The organism is Pseudoalteromonas sp. SWN29, from assembly GCF_015864465.1.
Taxonomy (GTDB): Bacteria; Pseudomonadota; Gammaproteobacteria; order Enterobacterales; family Alteromonadaceae; genus Pseudoalteromonas.
Window position 1 is genome coordinate 1 of the sequence record NZ_JADYXE010000041.1, and the last position, 17,442, is coordinate 17,442.

The 17,442-nt window shown below is 39.9% G+C and carries 13 protein-coding genes, 1 pseudogene and 1 riboswitch; of the genes and pseudogenes, 6 read left to right on the top strand and 8 right to left on the bottom strand.

All coding sequences use genetic code 11. From position 1 onward, the window contains the following. Positions 1-459 precede the first annotated feature (459 nt). From I6F53_RS15050 to I6F53_RS15065, 4 genes are all read right to left on the bottom strand, one after another. Positions 460-1,011, bottom strand: coding sequence for a DUF4136 domain-containing protein (locus I6F53_RS15050; RefSeq protein ID WP_197179756.1), 552 nt, complete (start codon positions 1,009-1,011; stop codon positions 460-462). Between the two features lie 96 nt (positions 1,012-1,107). Then, complete coding sequence (locus I6F53_RS15055; protein WP_197240088.1) at positions 1,108-3,882, bottom strand: ATPase; 2,775 nt, start codon at positions 3,880-3,882, stop codon at positions 1,108-1,110. Further along, entirely contained in the window at positions 3,879-4,427 is a 549-nt protein-coding gene (locus I6F53_RS15060; RefSeq protein WP_165739882.1) for a condensin complex protein MksE, read from the bottom strand. Before I6F53_RS15060 ends, I6F53_RS15055 begins: the two co-directional genes overlap by 4 nt. 20 nt (positions 4,428-4,447) lie before the next feature. After that, entirely contained in the window at positions 4,448-5,719 is a 1,272-nt protein-coding gene (locus tag I6F53_RS15065) for a hypothetical protein (protein ID WP_024612710.1), read from the bottom strand. A gap of 222 nt (positions 5,720-5,941) precedes the next feature. Here I6F53_RS15065 and nhaD point away from each other — a divergent pair, with 222 nt between their 5' ends. Then, positions 5,942-7,189: a sodium:proton antiporter NhaD gene (nhaD, locus tag I6F53_RS15070; protein ID WP_197240089.1), complete on the top strand. Its 1,248-nt coding sequence runs from the start codon at positions 5,942-5,944 to the stop codon at positions 7,187-7,189. Between the two features lie 101 nt (positions 7,190-7,290). Continuing rightward, positions 7,291-7,463: riboswitch (Lysine riboswitch) on the top strand. Positions 7,464-7,538: 75 nt separating this feature from the next. Then, positions 7,539-8,930: a lysine-sensitive aspartokinase 3 gene (lysC, locus tag I6F53_RS15075; protein WP_197240090.1), complete on the top strand. Its 1,392-nt coding sequence runs from the start codon at positions 7,539-7,541 to the stop codon at positions 8,928-8,930. A 72-nt stretch (positions 8,931-9,002) separates the two neighbouring features. On the opposite strand, the gene I6F53_RS15080 is transcribed toward lysC, so the two are convergent. Next, positions 9,003-9,761, bottom strand: coding sequence for a 4'-phosphopantetheinyl transferase family protein (locus I6F53_RS15080; RefSeq protein WP_197240091.1), 759 nt, complete (start codon positions 9,759-9,761; stop codon positions 9,003-9,005). Between the two features lie 141 nt (positions 9,762-9,902). Between I6F53_RS15080 and I6F53_RS15085 the strand changes: the two genes are divergently transcribed. Continuing rightward, positions 9,903-11,225: a sodium-dependent transporter gene (locus I6F53_RS15085; RefSeq protein WP_197118851.1), complete on the top strand. Its 1,323-nt coding sequence runs from the start codon at positions 9,903-9,905 to the stop codon at positions 11,223-11,225. Positions 11,226-11,320: 95 nt separating this feature from the next. Here the strand turns inward: I6F53_RS15085 and I6F53_RS15090 are convergent, their stop codons facing one another. Then, complete coding sequence (locus I6F53_RS15090; protein WP_197240092.1) at positions 11,321-12,301, bottom strand: 2-hydroxyacid dehydrogenase; 981 nt, start codon at positions 12,299-12,301, stop codon at positions 11,321-11,323. A gap of 98 nt (positions 12,302-12,399) precedes the next feature. Continuing rightward, on the bottom strand, positions 12,400-12,972 hold the full coding sequence (locus tag I6F53_RS15095; protein WP_197240093.1) for a glutathione peroxidase: 573 nt from the start codon (positions 12,970-12,972) through the stop codon (positions 12,400-12,402). Between the two features lie 121 nt (positions 12,973-13,093). Between I6F53_RS15095 and I6F53_RS15100 the strand changes: the two genes are divergently transcribed. After that, on the top strand, positions 13,094-13,975 hold the full coding sequence (locus I6F53_RS15100) for an NAD(P)-dependent oxidoreductase (RefSeq protein ID WP_197240095.1): 882 nt from the start codon (positions 13,094-13,096) through the stop codon (positions 13,973-13,975). A gap of 224 nt (positions 13,976-14,199) precedes the next feature. Here the strand turns inward: I6F53_RS15100 and sbcB are convergent, their stop codons facing one another. Further along, positions 14,200-15,645 carry an exodeoxyribonuclease I gene (gene sbcB / locus I6F53_RS15105; protein ID WP_197240097.1) on the bottom strand — a complete coding sequence of 482 codons (1,446 nt, stop codon included), beginning with the start codon at positions 15,643-15,645 and terminating at the stop codon, positions 14,200-14,202. Positions 15,646-15,913: 268 nt separating this feature from the next. Between sbcB and I6F53_RS15110 the strand changes: the two genes are divergently transcribed. Both I6F53_RS15110 and I6F53_RS15115 read left to right on the top strand, forming a co-directional pair. Next, complete coding sequence (locus tag I6F53_RS15110) at positions 15,914-16,885, top strand: hypothetical protein (protein ID WP_197240098.1); 972 nt, start codon at positions 15,914-15,916, stop codon at positions 16,883-16,885. 244 nt (positions 16,886-17,129) lie between these two features. Beyond that, a pseudogene (locus tag I6F53_RS15115) lies at positions 17,130-17,390 on the top strand (alpha/beta fold hydrolase); the annotation flags it as partial. Positions 17,391-17,442 lie beyond the last annotated feature (52 nt).

Sequence of the window (17,442 nt, forward strand, 5' to 3'; positions counted from 1 at the left end):
CCCCTTGTACATACAGCATCTACTTAAAAAAAGTGTGCTTGGATACCATTCAGTTTCTGAGAATAGAAAGTCAGGGCCTTATCTACGGAGCAGTATTAAATACTAGACGCACAGGCAAGCTCACTGACTTCGATGTGATAAATGATAGCTAATCATTTATCAATGAGAGATACAAGACGTGCAGCTTGCAGACGTGACGAGCGTAGCTCGTAATTTGGAGTGAAATAAGCGCATAAAGATAATTAATTAGAAGCTGCGCTTCTCGCGCAAGCAAGCTTATCGCCTACAGATAAAATAAAGTTCAGCGTTTACAGGTAAAGATTAATCGGTGTTTTTTGTAGACGTGCAGCTTGCTGACGTGACGAGCGTAGCTCGTAATTACATAAGTCTGTAAGTCCTAAAAACAAGCACCCACAAAAAAGCTCACATAACGTGAGCTTTTTAAAAACTAACTAAAACTTACTGCTGCTTTTGCGGCGGGAAGTTACTTAAAATTTCGCTCACTGTTTTATTAATTGATGCTTCACGTTGTTCTGGCGATTGATTTTTCTTTAATCGACCTTCTTTCGCGCCGCGCCATACTAGCTGGTTTGATTCGCGGTCTACAATATCAATAATTAGTGTACCAACTTCGTATTCACGCGCAGTTGTATCACGTTGAAAACCAGTACCCCAATAACCCCAATGCGGGCGGTAGTTTACATTAAATGTATCTACTTCAAGCTCTTTATCAACCGATGCATGATAGTTAACAAGTACATCAGCTTGCGCTGCATCAACTAAGCTCATACCTAATGTTTGGCTCAATTCTGCATTAACGGCAGTGCGAACACGTTTTTCCATTAGGCCATTAATTTGATAGTTGGTTGTGTCTTTAGTTAAGCTCGCGTTTTCTACCCAAGCAAATGTTTTAAAATTACTAAAGTTGGCTGATTTATCGTAATCCCAATCTGGGGTTTGTGTACAGGCTGTAAGTAGTGCTAGCGCTGCAACAATAAGTATATTTTTCATTACGTTTGCTCCAATAAAATGCGTTAATTTAAAATAACACACATCATTTAAATGTGTATTATTTTAACGTCCTATATTTTAGTCTAATTACTTGGGCTAATGTTCAACTTCAATCCAATCTTTTTCGTCTACCCAGTTTTGTGCACCATCTTTCACTGAACGAATTGGCACAATATAGTCACAACTTATTTGCGGCTTAACTGAGGCAAATATAGGCACAAACCCAAAACTTAGTGCGGTTTCTATAATTGCTTTTTGATTTTGTGGGTCAATGTCGGCCGCTTCATCTATATAAATAGGTATACGGTATAGGTTTTGTTCTTGGTCACTTAATAAATAACGAATAAACAACATGCCACACAATAACTTAATCGTAATACGTGTGCCGTTTGAACCCGCCGAATCTATTTTCTCAAAGTGCTCTGTTTCACCTGCGCGGTTAACCACTTCAAATCGAATATCAAATAAATCGGTAAGTGTTAAGCCCGCTTTATCTGAGGCGAGTTTAATTAAGTGATCTTTCGCTTCGTTTACCGCACTTTCGCTGTACGGTTCTTGGCTAAGTAAATCAAGTGTGTCACCTTGCTCAAACTGATGCGACGTGCTGATAATGGTATCTATACTATCAACCAGCATTTTGCGCGGTATGACGTTAATTTTAAACGCTTGCAGATTTGAAATACGGTGCTGGCTTATGCCTTTATTAAAGCTGTTCATTTCGCGGCGAAGTCGGTCTAAATCTTCTCGCAAGCCTTTAATAGTTGCGGCCACTTCGGTAAGCGCAACGCGTGCTTGGCGTTCAACAGCATCGCGTTCGTTATCAATATTATGAAATGCGCTAATTAGCTTTTGGTATTTAGTAAATTCGTCGTTTTCGTTATCAAATTTAGTAATGCCTGCGTTATACACATGCAAATAGGTGTTGCGCACGTTTATGTCAAAATTACGCAGCTCTTGGCAGTCTTTATTAAAGTGATGAACAAGGTCGCTTAAGTTATCAAAGTCGACTGTTATATCAATCATGTACGGGGTTACTTTGCCGCTGTATAAATCAAGCGTGTGGTCAATTCGCTCACTTTTAACTTGGCGCAGGCGCTCTGTTTGGCGATTAATTTGCTCTTGCTTTGATTTAATTAATGAGCGGCGATCGGCAATTGAGCCGCTATTTTTTTGAATATCTTGCAGGTAGTCGTCAACTTGATCGCGTTCAGCTAATAATTGCTCTTTTAGCATGGCTTGTGCTTCGACCGACTGCTGCATTACATCAAACTGTTCTAAGCGTTTTAGTGCGCCCTCGAGACTCATTAGCTCATCGTATAGCGCGTCTTTTTCTTTTTGCTTGTCGGCAACGTTTGCTGCAACGTCGCGTTGTTGCTTAAACTCTTTAAGTGAATGCTCAAGTGCACTTAGCTGAGCGGTTAATTGCTCTTTGTTTTCGCCGCTTTGCATTTGCACTGGGGATAGCTTTTTAAGCTTAATGCTCGCACCTGGTAGCGTTAATACACCGCCTTTAACGTTTTCACTTAACAGCGATAAAAATTCCCCAAACGCATCTTCGTCATCAATGGTTATATCGCCATTGGTGGTGGTCGCAAACGAAAGAATATCTGGGTTTAATATGCGCGATATTTCTTCTACTTCTTTTAACGAGAGGTCTTCGCGCATACGGGTAAACAAATTAAACTCAAGATTTTTAAGCTGTAGCTTTAGGCTCTTAATTTGTTTTTGTGTTTCGCTAATGCGGTAGTCAAGCGTGTGAAGGCTTTGCCCTTGTGCGCTGGTTATAGAGTGCGAAAGCGACTCGTAATCTTGCTTTAATTGAGTCAGGCTGGTTTTAAGCGTGGCTTTATTTACCAGTTCAAATTCGCTTTTAAGCGCATCGTAATCTAAAAACCACTGCTCAATTTGAGTTTGTCTGCGCTCTATGTCGCGCGATTGCTGTACGTATAGGCTTTGCTTTTGCTCAAACTCGTGTTTTTCGTGCTCTATATCTTCAAGCGCAATGCCCAATTCATTAAGTTGCGACTCTTGATAGGTATCAAAATCAATCAGTGCTTGGTCAATTTTAGGCGCGTACGCCGCTAATTTACCTTTTAGTACCGTTTGGTTTTCAAGCATTGATTCAAGCGCTGCTATTGGCTCTTGCATTGACTCAAGGGCTTTTAATTCGCGTTTTGAGCGGTTTACTTTATCAAACGAGCGGCGCCATACTTCATAAAAGTCGACCTTAGAGTTCGACATATGGCGTTCAAACACGCGTAGCATAAAGCGTTTTACGTCGCTTGCGCCTAATTTGTGTAAGTTAAGAATGCGGCGGAATATTTCTTTATAAATAGAGGAGTCTTGCACATTATTAAGCGGGATCATTTTTAAGTTAATGTCGCCGTCAAACGGGGTTGCGCCACCAGTCAATAGCGCGTTTAGCTCTTGTGCTTTAAGCTCAATAGGGTTGTAATTAAGCGATTTTAAATGGTTGAACAGCTTGGTAAATTTAATAATTGTTTTACCTTGCGTGTACTGCTCTAAATCAAGTTTACCTTGATAACAAAAGTACTGATGCGCGTAACCGGCAATTTTACCAAGCCCCGCAACGCCAATCACTACCGAGCCATGAGGTAAGTTCGCTTCGAGTAAAATGTACGACTGATCGGATGAAAAATAAAACTTACGGGTTTCATCTAAATCGTGTCCGTCCCATTCTGTTAAGCGCAAATCGTTAATAAGCGGAAACTGCAGTGCGTTAATAACCGAGCTTTTACCTGTGTTATTTGGCGCACAAATAGAGCTGCTTTTATCAAGCGGAATCACACATTTTGCATAGCCTGCGGTGTTAAGTAGGGCGAGTTTACTTAGTCCGTATAGATTTTTCATTCCTCGTCCTCTGTAATGTAGGTTTCTTCGTTTACTTCCATGAGTGCATCTATGTAGCGGTGAATTGGCGCTTGTAGCATAAAGCCGCCTTCTACTTCACGGGCTAAACCTAAGCGCACCATGCGCAGGTAAACATCTTTGCGCAAATCAGATCCCGAAAATATCTCAAGCTGATCAAACAAGTGTTTGTTAATTTGCACCAGCGTTTGCATGAGTTCTAAATCGTTTACGTCGTCAAACAATGCGCGCATTGGGTCTTTACCCGTATTGGCGTAGTGTTCAATTAAAATGTAAATAGTGAGCGCGATAGCGCGAGATATCTTGCCCATATTTGGCGTGCTTTCGTCGCTACCAAAATAATAAAAGCCACGGCTGTCGTGTTTTAAATCGTTGCCTAGGGCTGTAAATAAGGCGCTGTAGCTTTCTATGTGTTGGTCAAGCTCTTGCCACATTACGTTGTCTTGCTCGCAAATGTGATAACCCGCTACTAATTTTTTATTAATGGCTTGTAGATGGGTTAGCTCGTCTAAGTTTATGTGTGTCATGCTAGTTTCTATCATAAGAGTTACTTACCTGCCTTTGAATCTGGCTGAGGCTCTGAATTAAATGGATATAAAGAAAAGTGCTGACCGGCAATTTTTACGCGGGCTTTTTCATCGCTTTGAATTATTTTAATATCGCTGTCGCTGACTAATTTTTGATACAAAAATAGCATTTCGTCGGCATCGAGATTTGGGTAGCTTTCGTCTAAAAATTGCAGCAAGGGTTGCGGCTTTTTGCGTTTTTTATTAAAGCGCTTAGCAAAGTTGGTTTTAACATCGTTGTAGTCAGGAATATTAGGCGTAACAAATGCAGGCACGTCTTGTTGATCTGGCAATTGGTATTCTTCGTGTTCAAATTCAACCAAGCTTGCCATGTAAGCCACAATATGACGTTGCTGACCAAGTGAATATCGCTGCGCGTCGCTTACAAAATGTGGTTGCACAGCACTTAGCATATTGTCTACGCCATTTTTACGTACAAGCCCAAGTACTTTGGCTGCTTGGCGAGTAATTAAGTTATTACGGCGTAACTCTTCGCGCAGCGGCATAAGCATATCGGCACTTTTACGTAAGCTTTCTCGACCCACTAAATGCATTTCGAGTATACGGGTACGTAATTGCTCCAGCATGCGTTTGTCGTTGTACGCTTTACCTGAGCGCTCAATGTGCAGTATTTGCTTACTTATTTGCTCTTCAATGAGGGTAAAACACGCATGAAATTCACCACGTATATCAACCATTTCAAGCATTGGCTCTATGTATTCGTCAAACGCTTCTATTACCGCTTTATAACGCTTTTGCAGCGATTGGACCGCATTATTAGATTTAGCTTGTTCAACAATATTTAAAATGGCGTTTTCGTTGTGCGCATAGAGCTTCATTATTTTACGGACCCGATCATCCATAATGCGGCTGTAGCGGCGTAAATCGTCAAAGTCTTCTATTTCACCAGCGTTATCTAGGCGGTTACCTAAACGTGCAAGGTCGTCGACTAATACGCTAATTTCTTGCGCTAAGCCTAAATGCTCTTCTTGCAGTAAAAACGTAGCAAAATCGGCAATAGCACGATTTATTTCAAGCTGAGAAGATTTAGCCAGTGGAATTAAAATATCTTGGTTTAACAAACGATTTGTTTCTTTATAAATGCGTTCGTTTGACCACGTAGGCTGCTTTTGCTTAATCGCGTTTTGTACGTCTTTTAGGCTAAAGTCAGCCATTTTAAAACGTTTAAATAATAGCTCTAGTACACCCCAATGTTCGGTTATGGTGTTTAGTAGCTTTTTAGCTGGGATCATAAGAGGTTACAACATCCTAGTATTTTATTATTGAGTATTCTGTTCATACTCATTATTACGTATTTTTAATTAACCTTGTCTGTATATAGTATTCGTTTTTAAGACCATTTAATAATAGTTTTTGCATAGAGGCAGTGCTAAAATTCGCGCCGAAAATAGGCACATGAAATGGAATGTTATTTGTGTGTTCTTTAAAACTATATCAAAGGTTGTTTAACTACCATGGTTTCCTCGATTATTCTAACCCTGATAGCGGTTGCTTTTTTACTGATCGTTATAGAAGATATAATCCATGTCAATAAAGCTAAAACCACGCTGTTTTTTGGTACGCTTTGCTGGATTCTTCTTTTTATATACCCTCTACACGGGCAAAGCCCCGATACGATTCAACACCTCCTAAACGAAAATATTTTAGAAATTGCCTCTCTATGGTTATTTTTAATGGCTGCAATGACCTTTGTCGCTTATTTAAATTCAAAGGGGTTTATAGAAAATATTGTGCATCGTGTTATGCCAAAAAGTATTAGCGAAAAAAAGCTGATGTTTTTGGTGGGTGGTTTTGCATTTTTGTTTTCGTCGATTTCAGACAACGTAACAGCTACGCTTATATCGCTTGCGGTTGTTATGTCGTTAAAACTTGAACCTAAAAAACTCATTAAATACGCCACGCTTATTGTGTTTGGGGTTAACTCAGGCGGGGTATCGTTAATAACCGGTGACGTAACCACACTGATGATATTTTTAGATGGCAAAGTAACCATAGCTCATTTATTGCTGCTTATAGCGCCAGCACTTGCAAGCGTTATGCTGTTAGCTGCGCTACTGTCTATCGGTATGAAAGGGCGAGTTGAATTTGCCGGTGCGGGTAAAACCCGCATTGAAAAAACCGACATTACCATTGCTGTTATATTTTTATCTACCGTAATTAGCACACTTACGCTTAGCGTAATTTACAGCGTACCGCCTTTACTCACCTTTTTGTTTGGCTTATCAGTTATGTTTTTAGTGGCGCAATTTTTAATGCGCAAAAAAGACATTAATAAAGACATAATCGATTTTGTTCGCGATATAGAATACGACACATTATTGTTTTTTGTAGGTGTACTTTTACTTGTAGGTGCATTAAAAGAAATTGGCATGTTGAGTAAATTTACCGACCTATACACGGTAATGGCGCCAGAGTACGCAAACTACTTAATGGGCATATTATCAGCAGGGGTCGATAACGTACCACTTACTGCTGCATTATTAAAAGCCGATATAGTAATGAGTCAACAACATTGGTTGTCGTTTACTTATGCAACGGGCGTGGGCGGTTCAATGCTTATCATTGGCTCTGCTGCGGGTATTATTGCCATGAGTAAAGTTAAAGCGCTTACCTTTATGAGCTACTTGCGTTTATCGCTGCATTTATTAATTTGTTACACGGTTGGATATGCAGGCTCTTATTACATGGGCAGTTTTATTTAACTCATAAATTATTAAATGCTTGACAGCTAGACGTCTAAACGATAACTTTCAAAGCCCCGCTACTTAGTGGGGTTTTGTTTTATTAGCCACTGGTTAATAAAACATTCAGAAGAGGTGCGATACTTAGGTACTTAATGTTAGGCGACGAAAGCCGATGATCATTAAGGAGGGAAGTACTCGCCGAGGAAAATAATGGTACGTCGTCATTATTTTTCGGTTTATGGGGCTGAATCCTCAAAACTGTCACCAATATAGGTGGAGAGCTTCTGGCAGTGGACTTATCTTCAAGCATTCCTTTGCCAAGTTCTTCTTGTTTTATTGCGATTTGGATATCGCGAAAGGAGACTAAATGACTACCCAATCAGCGCCTCAAACAGAGTTAAGCGCAAAGTCAGATTACATCGTTGCCAAATTTGGCGGAACAAGTGTTGCAAATTTTGAAGCGATGAGTCGCTGTAGCGAAATTATTGTTGCAGATAAAAGCGTACGTATTGTTGCCGTGAGCGCCAGTGCCGGCGTAACTAACCACTTAGTTGCACTGTGCAAACCAAGTATTACCTCAAGTGAGCGCCAAGAGCACATAAACGGTGTGCTTGCTATTCAACAAACTATTTTAGATGAGTTATCGCTTGATGCCGATTTAGCAGTTGGCTTTAACGAAACTCTAAAAGCATTTCAAACATTGGCTCAAGAGTCACTAATAACCGATAAACAACACGATGAGCTACTTAGCTTTGGTGAGCGTTTATCGTCGTATTTGTTTGCTCAGGTGCTGCGTTTAAATGGCTTAAACGCCGATCGATTTGATGTACGCAAGGTGCTTAAAACCGACAGCCAATTTGGCAAAGCAACGCCCAATGTTGCAGCCACAGCGCAAGCCGCTAAAGAACATTTAATCCCGTTATTAGACACTCAAGTAATTGTGACTCAGGGCTTTGTTGGCAGCGACGAATATGGCCAAACAACAACGCTTGGACGTGGTGGTTCAGACTACAGCGCTGCACTTTTAGCTGAAGCAATTAATGCTAAAAGTGTGCATATTTGGACCGACGTAGTGGGCATTTTTAGCACCGACCCGCGTTTGTGCGCAAAAGCGACGCCTATTGCACGTTTAAGTTTTGACGAAGCCGCCGAAATGGCGACCTTTGGTGCAAAAGTATTGCACCCAGCAACTATATTACCTGCAAGCCGTAGCCACATTAATGTGTTTGTAGGTTCTAGCCGCGAGCCAGAGCGTGGCGGTACATGGATTGAGCGCGAAAAATCGCAGCAACCAGGTATACGCGCAGTAACGCAACGTAAAAACCAAATATTGCTTACGCTTAAAAGCCCAGAAATGCTCCTAGCAAGCGGCTTTTTAGCACGCGTATTTACACTATTAAGTGAATACAATATATCGGTTGATTTGGTAACCACATCAGAAATCAGCGTAGCTATTACCCTTGATAACGCGCAAAACGCATCGCGCCCAGAGCTTGATCAAGAATGCCTAGATAAGCTTGCAGAGTTTTGCCATGTTTCGGTAGAAAACAACCTAACATTGGTGGCACTTATTGGCTCTGAGATTCAATTACGCCAACACGAAATGAACTTAATGAGTGTACTAAAAGACTTTAACATTCGATTAATTTGTCACGGTGCTAGTAAGCACAACCTGTGCTTTTTAGTAGAGCAAACTGAGTCAGATAACGTAGTGCAGTCTATTCATAGCCGTTTATTAGAAAATGATTTTGCTGCGTAAGTAATCGTTATTCAGGAAAATCACCTAGTAAAATTAACTAGTAAAGTCACTTAATAAAGCTACTTAACAAAATTAATTAATAAAGTCAGTTAATAAAAAGCATCGCCAGTCGGTGCTTTTTTTATGCACCACACTCACATCAAAACAAACATTGCTGTCACTGCTATCAACTACAGTAACGCGATTACTGCAAGCGCTAAGCTTTGCACTATTTAATTCGTCAAACACATTAGGGCTAAGTAATTTTGCAATAGGGCGGCTGGTGGCTTTAGCAAGTGACTCTTTTAATGTCCAAATTCTAAAAAACGTATCTGCTTGGGCTTGGGTATTAGTGGGCTTGGTGATAAGTGTAATTTCATCATTATGATAAAAATGCTTAGCGAGCTTTTCAAACGGACGTTTTAAGCTTACTTTTTCAATATCAAAACCAAACTCACTTTTATCAAAATTTAGCGCGACCCCAACTAAACCATGCGAGTGCGAAATACAGGTATTAATAACATCACCACTTACATGTATTTGCAGCTTTGAGCTTGCTTCGTCAAATTCTGTACTCATTTTATTAAGCGCCACGTGCGCATGTTGCGGCTGCGCTATTTTAATAAGGTGTTTTAACAATAACCGCGTAGCTAAATACTCTTGCTTAGCTTGAGGGCTTTTGCGGCGGTTTATAATGGTTAACTCAAATGGGCTTAAGCAATCGGGCAAATTAAAGTGACTAAGCTCAAGTGTTTTAGCATTAAATAATAAAAGGCTGTTACTAGCTAAAGACAAATTTGCCAATTGAGTTGAAGTAATACTCAAGGCGTTTTTAAAATAGTGTTCAGTCATAAAAGCCCTAAAGCAAAAGAAGTCGCTGATATTGTGAGCGGTTAACGCCACTAACAAAGGCTGGGTACAATTTTATTACTCAGCTGGCATGAAATATGGTTTAATTCACAATAATCAAAATAATAACAGATTTGTAGATGTATGGCACAAGTGCGTGATGGGTTTCAAAGCCGACTTGGTTTTGTTTTAGCCGCTGCTGGCGCAGCAGTGGGTTTGGGTAATATTTGGGGTTTTCCTACGCAAGCGGCCAACCATGGCGGCGGTGCATTTTTACTGGTTTACTTTATTGTTATATTTTTACTTGCGCTCCCTGCGCTGTATACCGAACTTTATTTAGGCCACAAAGCACAAGCTAATCCTGTAAAAGCATTGGGCGATGCATGGCAAAACACTAACCGCAAAGTAGGTGCGGCAGCCGGTTATATAGGCCTTGCGGGCGCAGTTGTTATGCTAAGTTTTTATTCAATAGTGGCAGGGTGGATGCTCTCGTACGCTATTGAACCCATAACAACCTTTTTTGGATTTACAGGCGCAAGCGAGTTTTTACATAGCGACTCAGTGCTGCGTAATTTTGTATTTACGCCGCTTATGCTTATTTTAACTGCCAGTATTATTTTAAAAGGGGTCAAATCGGGAATAGAAACCTGGTCGCGCCGTTTAATGCCACTGCTACTCATATTGCTTGTTGGTTTAATTGCCTACATTGCTACACTTGATGGCGCAAGCGAAGGCTTTGCCGCGTATTTAATTCCTGATTTTAGCCAAATACTCGACCCTAATTTAATTATTGCTGCAATGGGGCAAGCGTTCTTTTCGCTCTCACTAGGTGTGGGCTGTATGATGATTTACGGCTCGTACTTACAGCCAGATGCTAATTTACCAAAGCTCACTGCAGGTGTTGCTTTACTTGATACCAGTGTGGCGTTTTTAGCTGGGTTACTTATTATTCCTGCTATTTATGTTGCGCAGCACAACGGCGTTGAAGTATTTAGTGGCGGTAAACTGATTGGCGAAGGGCAGCTAATTTTTGCTATTTTACCTGCACTATTTAGCACCATGGGCGAAATTGGTTTATTAGTCGGTTTATTGTTTTTTGTATTAATGTCTATCGCATCGGTTACGTCAACTATATCGACCACCGAAATTCCGGTAGCGTTTTTAGTAGAAAACCACAACGTTAGCCGCACCAAAGCAACATGGGCAGTTAGCGCCGTTGTACTTGTGTGTGCAAGCGCCATTATATTAAATTTTGATTGGTTATTTGGCTTAGTCATTATGCTATTTACCCAATACCAATTACCGCTTATGGGCTTGTTTTACTTTATTACTGTAGGCTGGATGTGGAAACGTGGTAACAAATTACATCAAGCAACAACCGGCTTACATTACTGGTTTGCTCAGTATATTCGCTTTGTTTGCCCAATATTAATGACCTTGGTATTTGCAAACGTTGCCTTTGGTTAATTTTATCTAAGCCCTAAAATAGATTAATAAAGCGAAGTGAGTTTAAAACGTACTTCGCTTTTTTTGTACCTGTTATTTAGGTATAGCCAAGAACTTTATAAAACCTCATTAGTTAAAGATTTACCTTCATTTACTTCCAGCGCGTTAAGTAGGGTTGTATTTGCTATTTCGGTGAGTGCTTCTTGGGTAAAAAAGCCCTGATGCCCCGTTACTAAAACATTTTTAAAGCTCACTAAACGAGAGAATATATCGTCTTGATTTATTTCGTCGCTATGATTTTTAAAAAACAGCTCCGACTCTTGCTCGTAAACGTCGAGCCCTAAGTAGCCTAATTTTTTAGTTTTAAGCGCATTAATACACGCTTTGCTGTTAAGCAGTGCGCCACGAGAAGTGTTAATAAGCATAACGCCGGTTTTCATTTTACTAAATGCCTCGTCATTTATTAAATGATGAGTTTGCTCGGTAAGTGGGCAATGTAAAGAGATCACATCGCTTTGGCTAAGCAAGGTGTTTATATCGGTAATAGTATAATTGCCAGGTTGTGCGTAGGGGTCGCACACTAATACTTTAGCGCCAAAGCCATTTAAAATGTTACACAGCGCAAGGCCAATTTTACCGCAGCCCACAATACCCACGGTTTTATTGTGCAAGTTAAAACCGAGTAATCCGTTTAAATCAAAATTATCTTCGCGAACGCGGTTATACGCTTTATGGGTTTTACGGCTAAGCGTTAGCATAAGTGCTATGCAGTGCTCAGCTACTGCTTCTGGGCTGTATGCTGGTACGCGTAATACCTTTAATTTATGTGCTTTTGCTGCAGGTAAATCAACGTTATTAAACCCTGCACAACGCAGCAAAATAGTGTTTATGCCTTGGCTTGCCAGTTGCTCAATAACAGCGGCGTTTACGGTGTCGTTAACAAACACGCATATGGCATCAAACCCGTTTGCTAAAATAGCGGTTTGTTCGCTCAGGGCTTGCTCAAAATACGTTATTTTTATATCACGCTGATCGCGTGTACTTTGTTCAAAAAAAGGCAGTTCGTACTTTTGAGTACTAAAAAAAGCAATGTTCATGGTAATAGCCTCGACGCTTAAGGAGTATTATTTATTACTAATACAATAAACTACTTTATAAACCTGTGCTTTAGTAGTACGCATTTTATTGATTTAAATTAAGCCTTAAGCGGAGCCTTACTTGAGGTAAACAAAGGTATTTTTGAAGATACCTTTTTACCATCTTTAGCTGTGCTTAACTTTGCGGCTTGCAGTAGGTTGCTTTCTATTACTTGTTTAAGTGTTTCGGGCTTAGTGCGCGGTGCATAACGTGCAACAAGTTGCCCTTGTGAGTTAATTAAAAACTTAGTGAAATTCCACTTAATAGCACGGTTTTGCGAAATACCCCGCGTATGCGACTTTAAATAATTAAATAACGGGTGCGTCTCTGGCCCGTTTACCATTACCTTACCAAATACCTCAAACGAGGTATTAAATTGATCTTGGTAAAAGTCTTTAATGGCTAAATTATCAAGCGGCTCATTTTGGCCAAACTGGTTACACGGAAATGCAAGTACAGTAAAACCATGGCCTTTGTATTGCTGATAGAGCTTTTCGAGCGCATTTAATTGCACCGAAAAATTACACTTACTCGCTGTATTAACAATAAGTACGGTTTTGCCCTGTAACTGACTAAGAGAAAAATTTTCGCTGTTAAAAAGTGGTGCATTAAATTGATAAATACTGTCCATAGGTTACCTACTTACCTTTCCTGCTAAGGAAATTTTATAAAGACTTTCATTCGCTTTTTTATCGACCGGTTGACATAATCGAGGTCTAGTTTCTAAGTTATCAGTTTAATAGGTCATTTTTATGTCAATGAAAGTCGCATTTATAGGTTTAGGCGTAATGGGTTACCCAATGGCGGGGCATTTAGCAAAAGCAGGGCACAGCGTATGCGTTTATAACCGCACACAAGCTAAAGCACAAACGTGGGCTGCAGAACATTCAGGAAGCTTTGCACCAACCCCGCGCGAAGCTGCTAGCAATGCCGACATCGTATTTATGTGTGTTGGTAACGATGACGATTTACGCTCAGTGGTCTATGGCGACGATGGTGTATTAGCAGGCATGTTGCCGCACACTGTTTTGGTTGATCACACAACAACCTCTGCTGAAGTAGCCCGCGAAGTGGCTGCAAAAGCGGCTCTACAAAATATCGACTTTATAGATGCGCCTGTATCGGGCGGACAAGCTGGCGCCGAAAACGGCGTATTAACGGTAATGGCAGGTGGTAGTGAAGCTGTATTTGCTAAAGTGCAACCAGTTATGGCGGCGTTTAGTCGTTTTAGCCAACTGTTAGGCGGCGTTGGCTCGGGACAACTTTGTAAAATGGTTAATCAAATTTGTATTGCTGGCGCAGTACAAGGTTTAGCCGAAGGCTTACATTTTGCCAAGCAAGCTGGGCTTGATGGTGAAAAAGTAATTGAGACTATTTCTAAAGGTGCAGCCGGTTCGTGGCAAATGGAAAACCGCTACAAAACAATGTGGGCGGGCGAATATGAGTTTGGTTTTGCCGTAGATTGGATGCGTAAAGATTTAGGCATTGCACTCGATGAAGCTAAAAACAACGGCGCTACACTACCAATGACCGCAACGGTCGATCAATATTACGCCGATGTACAAGCACTTGGCGGCGGCAGATACGACACCTCAAGCTTACTAGCACGCATTGAAGCGCTACATAAAAAGTAACAGCTTTGCACATGTTAAAAATTAAAAGCTGCGCTTTTCACGTGAGCAAGCTCTACGTCTATCGCGGGGGTATAAATTTACGCCTATTTTGTAGACGCCAAGCTTGCTTGCGTGATGGGCAAAGCCCATAAAAATTCAAACAAAAAACGCGACGCTTTATTACTAAAACGTCGCGTTTTTCATGTGTTATACATACTAACTAATCTAAACAAACCTAAACCAAATTACATGCTTTGAGCGTAGTTATACAACGCCTTTAAAATTGTAAGGTTTTTTTCGCTGTCGTCATGTTCATGCGCTAGGTTTTCAAGGGTGATCATAAAATCTTGCGCATTAATTGATGGTTGATCTTCACCGTGCATTAACTTGTTTTGGCAATATTGACGCCATTGATCAAGCTCTTGTTGGTTTAGTGTTTCAGGCCAATTACGAGCGCGGTATCTAAACAATAACGTATTAAACTTTTTATCTTCAAAATCTAAATTCAACCCAGCCAGATCATCTGGCTTAGCATCACGAATAATCGCAAATTTAGCTTTGTCGGCATGGCTTGTAAACCCATCGTAAAGTAAGTAGTCAACGTTAGTAGTTGCGCTGTAATCGCCTTGCTCGTTAAACACTTCCGTTACTTTATCGCGAAGGTCGGTATTGGCTTTTAAAATAGCTAAGTTAGCTAAGCACTGTTCGCGGTCAATCCCCAAACGAGCGGCGTTTTCAGGCAATAACGTTTTAGCAGGCGCTAAAATAGGGCACTTGTTTAAATGCACCAGTTTTAAGCCAACGGGTAAATCGCCCTCGGCCAAATCTAAGCGTTTGGTGTATAAACGTTTGCGTAACTCTTCAACATTTAAATCAATAAGTACTTGCGGGCTTTGAGTTAAATCAAAACAAATAACCGCGTTTTTATTTACCGGATGAAAACTCATTGGTGCAACCCAGCTGGTACAGCCTTGCGTTGCAGGTATGCGCGACGTGGTATGCACCAGCGGCGTCATATTAAAAACATCAACCAATTCAGCAAGGGCTTTTTTGCCACGCAAACCAAAAAAGAAGTTATACAGCTTTGGCTGTTTTTCTTTTATTAGTTTAGCTAGTGCAATAGTGGCGGTTACATCGCTTAGCGCATCGTGCGCAGCGGCGTGTTCAATACCATTGGCTACCGTTAAATGCTCTAGCTTAAAGCTTGGGCTGCCGTCTTCTTTTAACGGCCATTCAATCCCTTCAGGTCGCAGTGCATAACAAGCACGTACTAAATCAATAATATCCCATCGGCTATTATTATTTTTGTATTCGCGCTCGTACGGGTCGTAAAAATTACGGTAAAAACTATAGCGGCTTACTTCGTCATCAAACCGAATACTGTTATAACCGGCAACACAGGTGTTTGGCACACTAAATTCGGCATGAATTTTTGCTATAAACTCAGCCTCAACTAAGCCTTTTTTCATCGCAACTTGAGGGGTGATGCCTGTAATTAAACACGCTTCAGGGTGAGGTAAGTAATCTGCTTGCGGCTTACAATATTCAATAAGCGGCTCGCCAATTATATTTAAATCAAGGTCTGTACGAAGGCCCGCAAACTGGCTCGGCTTATCCTTCTGGGGGGTTGCCCCCCAAGTCTCAAAGTCGTACCAGTAGATTGTTGCTTGATTTTGCTCTTGATATGCCATGCTGAAAACCCTGAGTAGTTAACTTAAAAGCGCCTAAATGCGCGCCAAGTTACTAAAATAATGAATTATTTAGATTATGGCATATGGGCGAGGGAGTTTATAGGTTTTGCTATAAGAAGTACTTAGATATATGGCTGGTTGTATTTACGGTGAAAGCTTTTAACTTAGGCTAGGGCTTATGGTATTAATATGGTTTAGCAGTTACTATAGAATAATTACATTAAGCACTAGGCAATTCAACCTGCCACCATAATGGTTTGATTATCACATGAATAAGAGACCTCCTTACAAGAAAAATATACCTCCTTATTTAACAAAGATATTAAAATATGTATTTTTAGGCTTATTAATATATTCAATTTTTATAGCTGGTATAGCAATTCACTATAAATTTTGGCTATCAGGTGTAGATTTAGGGATTTTTCAGAGTACTGGAGAGGCGAGTGACTTTATAGTTTCATTCATTGCTTCTGCTCTTGAAAGCGTCTTATTTTTTATATGCTCAGGTGTCATAGCATTCTTACTTTCAATTTCTAGACCAGAATATGAGGATTTTGAAACCAAATTATATTATCTTTTTCCTCGAGTTAATCAGTCGGATAAAGGAAAGGAGTATTGTAAATCTAGTATAAATAAACTTGCATGTATTAGCCCAAAAACTACAATTCAAGTCTCTTTGGATGAATATTCTGAAGAGTACAAAGCATTTCGTATGTCTACCGATCAGGAATATCATTTATTAAATCTACATAATAATATTGCTTTCCAAGATTCTCTTAAGGTAAAACAGCGATTAGATAAAAGTGAAATTTGTGATTTTGGTAATAATCATTGGGGGCAAATCAAGCGAATACGGACAATAGCAAATCATCAAACGCCGGATGAATGTAAAAATTTAATAGATAAACCTATATCATTAGATAAAAAAAGCTTTGAATTTCCTTTTAATGTTGAGATACGGCCAAATGATAATTTAATTTTGGACATTAATACTTGGACGTGGAATAATTTTCTTGTTCCTCAGACCGCTCGGGTTGGGCGATTTACAGAGAATTTTGTTTTATCTTTAAAAAACAATACAGGTAAAAATTTAGAACTTTTGTTTCAAGGAGAAATCAAAAAATTTGAAAATGGTGAGTTTATTGAATTACATAATGGGATTGCAACGCCACAAGATCAGGTTGAGTACCAAATTTTTTTAGAGGGAGGTTATACGAAAAACCTTTGTATGGATAACTGAATATGTTATATAATAAGAATAAGATAAGTACTTTGATATAATCAATAGTTGAAGGTGATAAGACAATGAAAGTAAATGAAACTAAACTTAATGATTTTGAAGGTGTGTGATACGCGCATATAGCTGATCTAAATAATTCAATTGAAACCCAGAGCTAACCAGTCTGGGTTTTTTTATGGGAAGTGGTATTTTTGAAAACTTTTATTCGTATACAGATTTATTGCAACTCACCTAAATAATGCCTAAACGTCCACTGCCTGATTATCCACAAATTGCTGATATACCAGTGACTGTTATAGCCTCAGTTAAAAAATATAAAAGTCCATCGGTATTATTTTTTACCAACAAAGCGCGTGAAATGTGGGGCGACTTACATTCAAAGTGGGCTAATGCATTTCCTCAAGGTGAAATAGTAATAACAAATAAAAGCTATCACTACCCACAAAATGATGAGCCAGAAATGGTTGTAGCCCAAGTAGTTAAGTTGCTAGAGCGTACTAAATAAGGTGTGGGTTTGGTTGCTGATTATATAAATACCAATCCCCGTAAATTAGTAG

Excerpts from the sequence above, each read along its gene's own strand:
- I6F53_RS15050 (WP_197179756.1), bottom strand. The coding sequence starts at position 1,011 with ATGAAAAATATACTTATTGTTGCAGCGCTAGCACTACTTACAGCCTGT.
- sbcB (WP_197240097.1), bottom strand. The coding sequence starts at position 15,645 with ATGGCATATCAAGAGCAAAATCAAGCAACAATCTACTGGTACGACTTT.
- I6F53_RS15090 (WP_197240092.1), bottom strand. The coding sequence starts at position 12,301 with ATGAACATTGCTTTTTTTAGTACTCAAAAGTACGAACTGCCTTTTTTT.
- I6F53_RS15060 (WP_165739882.1), bottom strand. The coding sequence starts at position 4,427 with ATGACACACATAAACTTAGACGAGCTAACCCATCTACAAGCCATTAAT.
- I6F53_RS15080 (WP_197240091.1), bottom strand. The coding sequence starts at position 9,761 with ATGACTGAACACTATTTTAAAAACGCCTTGAGTATTACTTCAACTCAA.
- I6F53_RS15065 (WP_024612710.1), bottom strand. The coding sequence starts at position 5,719 with ATGATCCCAGCTAAAAAGCTACTAAACACCATAACCGAACATTGGGGT.
- I6F53_RS15100 (WP_197240095.1), top strand. The coding sequence starts at position 13,094 with ATGTCAATGAAAGTCGCATTTATAGGTTTAGGCGTAATGGGTTACCCA.
- I6F53_RS15095 (WP_197240093.1), bottom strand. The coding sequence starts at position 12,972 with ATGGACAGTATTTATCAATTTAATGCACCACTTTTTAACAGCGAAAAT.
- I6F53_RS15085 (WP_197118851.1), top strand. The coding sequence starts at position 9,903 with ATGGCACAAGTGCGTGATGGGTTTCAAAGCCGACTTGGTTTTGTTTTA.
- I6F53_RS15055 (WP_197240088.1), bottom strand. The coding sequence starts at position 3,882 with ATGAAAAATCTATACGGACTAAGTAAACTCGCCCTACTTAACACCGCA.
- lysC (WP_197240090.1), top strand. The coding sequence starts at position 7,539 with ATGACTACCCAATCAGCGCCTCAAACAGAGTTAAGCGCAAAGTCAGAT.
- nhaD (WP_197240089.1), top strand. The coding sequence starts at position 5,942 with ATGGTTTCCTCGATTATTCTAACCCTGATAGCGGTTGCTTTTTTACTG.
- I6F53_RS15110 (WP_197240098.1), top strand. The coding sequence starts at position 15,914 with ATGAATAAGAGACCTCCTTACAAGAAAAATATACCTCCTTATTTAACA.